The sequence below is a fragment of the Pyrinomonadaceae bacterium genome (genome assembly GCA_036277115.1).
Classification (GTDB): Bacteria; Acidobacteriota; Blastocatellia; order Pyrinomonadales; family Pyrinomonadaceae; genus UBA11740.
Window position 1 is genome coordinate 1 of the sequence record DASUNM010000026.1, and the last position, 1594, is coordinate 1594.

The 1594-nt window shown below is 63.7% G+C and carries 1 protein-coding gene; it reads right to left on the reverse strand.

The window, feature by feature from the left end; translation table 11 throughout:
• Positions 1–220: 220 nt before the first annotated feature.
• Positions 221–1324 (reverse strand): IS630 family transposase, encoded by a 1104-nt coding sequence (locus VFX97_16215; protein ID HEX5704745.1) that lies wholly within the window; start codon positions 1322–1324, stop codon positions 221–223.
• Between the last annotated feature and the right edge of the window lie 270 nt (positions 1325–1594).

Sequence of the window (1594 nt, forward strand, 5' to 3'; positions counted from 1 at the left end):
GGATGTGCTCGTGATGCTCGCGGCAGAGCCAGAGCACGAGGAGCGGGCGGTCGTACGGGGGATGATGACCATGCAGCCCGGTCGAGCACTCGCAGCCCGCGGCCTGGCAGACGTCCGGCTTGACGATCTCACCAGCGCGGAGCGCTGCCCGGAACGCGCGGTGTGCGGCGGCGGCCGCCGGGTTGTTCTCGCGCCACTTTGCGACGGCTCGGCGGTTGACCTAGTGTTCCGACTCCAACGCTTGGTTCCCGCCTTTGATGGTGCGGAGCTGTGACAGGGCGCGGGCCTCGTTGGCGAGGATGGCGTCGGCGGGCTTGGTCCAGACGAACGGCTTCGGCTCGGCGTTGTGTTGGTCGAGGTAGTCTCGGATGGCCTTCTCCAGCTGCCCCACGCTCGTGAAGACGCCGCGCCGGATGCGCTTGGTCGTGATCTCCGCGAAGAACCGCTCGACGAGGTTGAGCCAGGAGGCGGAGGTCGGCGTGAAGTGCAATTGGAAGCGGCGATGCGCGGCGAGCCAAGCCTTCACCTCGGCCGTCTTGTGCGTACCGTAGTTGTCGAGGATGAGATGCACGTCGAGGGGCTTTTTCACGCTCCTGTCGATGCGCTTCAGGAAGCGGATGAACTCGGCCGCGCGATGTCGCGGCAGGCACTCGCCGATCACTTTGCCGCTCTTCACGTCGAGCGCGGCGAACAGCGTCGTGGTGCCGTGGCGCTTGTAGTCGTGCGTCATCGTCGCGGCGCGGCCTTTCTTGAGCGGCAGGCCCGGTTGCGTGCGATCCAGCGCTTGAATCTGGCTCTTTTCATCGACGCACAGCACCAGCGCGCGGTCCGGCGGGTTCATGTAGAGGCCGACGACGTCCGTCACCTTCTCCTCGAACATCGGGTCGCCCGACACCTTGAACCTCTTGACGAGATGCGGCTTGAGCCCCGCCTCCGCCCAGATCCGCTGCACGGCCGTGTGGCTGATGCCGACCGCCTTCGCCATCGTGCGCACGCTCCAGTGCGTCGCGTTCGGCGGCGTCTCGTTGGCCGTCATCTTGAGGACCCTGAGCTTTACACTCTGCGGCAGCGGCTTCCTGCCTGGCGGTCGCGTCTTGTCGCGCAGAAGCCCCTCGACGCCTTCCTCCGCGAAGCGCGCCTGCCAGCGCCACACGCACGGCTTCGACTTGCCGGTGAGGCGGGCGACCGCCTTGACTGTGTTGCCGGCGGCGCTGGCGAGCACGATCCGAGCACGCCAGACAACCTTCGCCGGGGTGTTGCGATCGCCCACCAGTCGTTCGAGACGGGCGCGATCCTCAGATGTCACGATGACGTCGGTCTTCATTCCAACAGCTTGACCGATTTGCACGGCCAAGGGAATCCACCGTCAGTGACGTAACACTAGTAGCGAGGTTACGCTCATCTTCCCGCGTATCTTAAATTTGCAGCCTGTCCCGTCTCGCAAGAGCTTGGTTAAGACATCTCCGTAACAAAGCCAAACAATGCCTTCTTTCGCAAATGCCAGAGCCTCTATTTCCTCTATCGGCTGATGCAAGTGGCCAAAATGATAAAGCCTTTGCCATTCCTCGTCTTCTATCACAATTGGGCACCAGCC